The sequence below is a fragment of the Bathymodiolus heckerae thiotrophic gill symbiont genome (assembly GCF_900128515.1).
Lineage (GTDB): Bacteria > Pseudomonadota > Gammaproteobacteria > PS1 > Pseudothioglobaceae > Thioglobus_A.
The window spans coordinates 1-1113 of record NZ_FQTP01000225.1 but is presented as its reverse complement, the minus strand read 5'-3'; the positions used below and the strand labels follow the sequence as shown (position 1 = coordinate 1113).

The window sequence follows — 1113 nt, the reverse complement described above, 5'->3', positions numbered from 1 at the left end:
AATTTACAATTAGTCACTTACTAATGCACCCAAAGGAAGTACTCTTGGGGTATAAGTTCCCGCCTTTTCAAATTCCTTACGCCTCGACTTTGATGAAAATTACAACTTATATCCACTATAATAATTTGTATGAATAGAGTGGATTTAATCAAAGGCATTCTTGTTGCGGCAATTTGGGGTATTAATTTTTCTATCATTAAACTTGGACTTAATACAATAGATCCTTTTGTATTGACAGGACTAAGATTTTCTTTAGCAGCTATTCCACTTATATTTTTCATTTCTAAACCTGATGTGCCAATATCAGCAATCGCGCTATACGGCCTATTATTTGGTGTTGGTTTATGGGGTGCGGTTAATCTAGGTATATTCCTAGGATTAAGTGCTGGGGTTGCTTCATTGTTACTACAATTTAGTGCGTTTATAACACTATTTTTGGGCTATCTATTTTTTAAAGAACTCCTGCATTGGCGTCAATATATTGGCATGCTCATATCAATGCTGGGTTTATTATTTGTCGTTCAAATTACCGATGGTAGTGTACCACTAATAGGCATTATTTGTGTATTTATTGCAGCTATTAGCTGGGCATTTAGTAATGTTATTATCAAAAAATACCAGCCAAAAAACATGCTTTCATTTGTAGTTTGGGGTAGTGCTTTTGCACCATTACCATTATTTTTAATGGCTTATATCAATAGTGGTAGTGCTGTATTTTTAGATTTAGTCAATATGGGCTCTACTGGCGTATTCTCAATTGTATTCCAAGCTTATATCACCACTCTGTTTGGTTACTATATTTGGAATGGTTTAATGGCTAAATACCCTGTTTCTCAAGTAGCGCCATTATCATTATTAATACCTATATTTGGTTTATTAGGCTCTTACATTATGTTTGATGAAACAGCTTCATTTGAGAAGCTGTTTGGCTTTGTTTTAGTATTAATTGGGCTATTAATCTTTATGTTTCCTAATAATAAAAAAATAGGGTCATGACAACTTAAGCGACTCTTTTCTGAACATTTCAAGCAAAATCTTATAAAGATTTTGCTTGCGATTATTGAATCTAAATTCACATTCTTTCAAGTGTAAATTAAACATATTTTTATTCAT

1 protein-coding gene and 1 pseudogene are annotated in these 1113 nt (G+C 32.6%); one reads left to right on the top strand and one right to left on the bottom strand.

Features of this window, described 5'->3' with window-relative positions; translation table 11 throughout:
* The first annotated feature begins 129 nt into the window (after window positions 1-129).
* On the top strand, window positions 130-996 hold the full coding sequence (locus BTHERMOSOX_RS11455) for an EamA family transporter (RefSeq protein ID WP_138121229.1): 867 nt from the start codon (window positions 130-132) through the stop codon (window positions 994-996).
* Here BTHERMOSOX_RS11455 and BTHERMOSOX_RS11450 read toward each other — a convergent pair.
* Window positions 991-1113 (bottom strand): annotated as a pseudogene (locus tag BTHERMOSOX_RS11450) (IS1595 family transposase); the annotation flags it as partial. The gene BTHERMOSOX_RS11455 and the pseudogene BTHERMOSOX_RS11450 sit on opposite strands and share 6 nt — an antisense overlap.

Coding starts and splice junctions, on each gene's coding strand:
- BTHERMOSOX_RS11455 (WP_138121229.1), top strand. CDS start 130: ATGAATAGAGTGGATTTAATCAAAGGCATTCTTGTTGCGGCAATTTGG.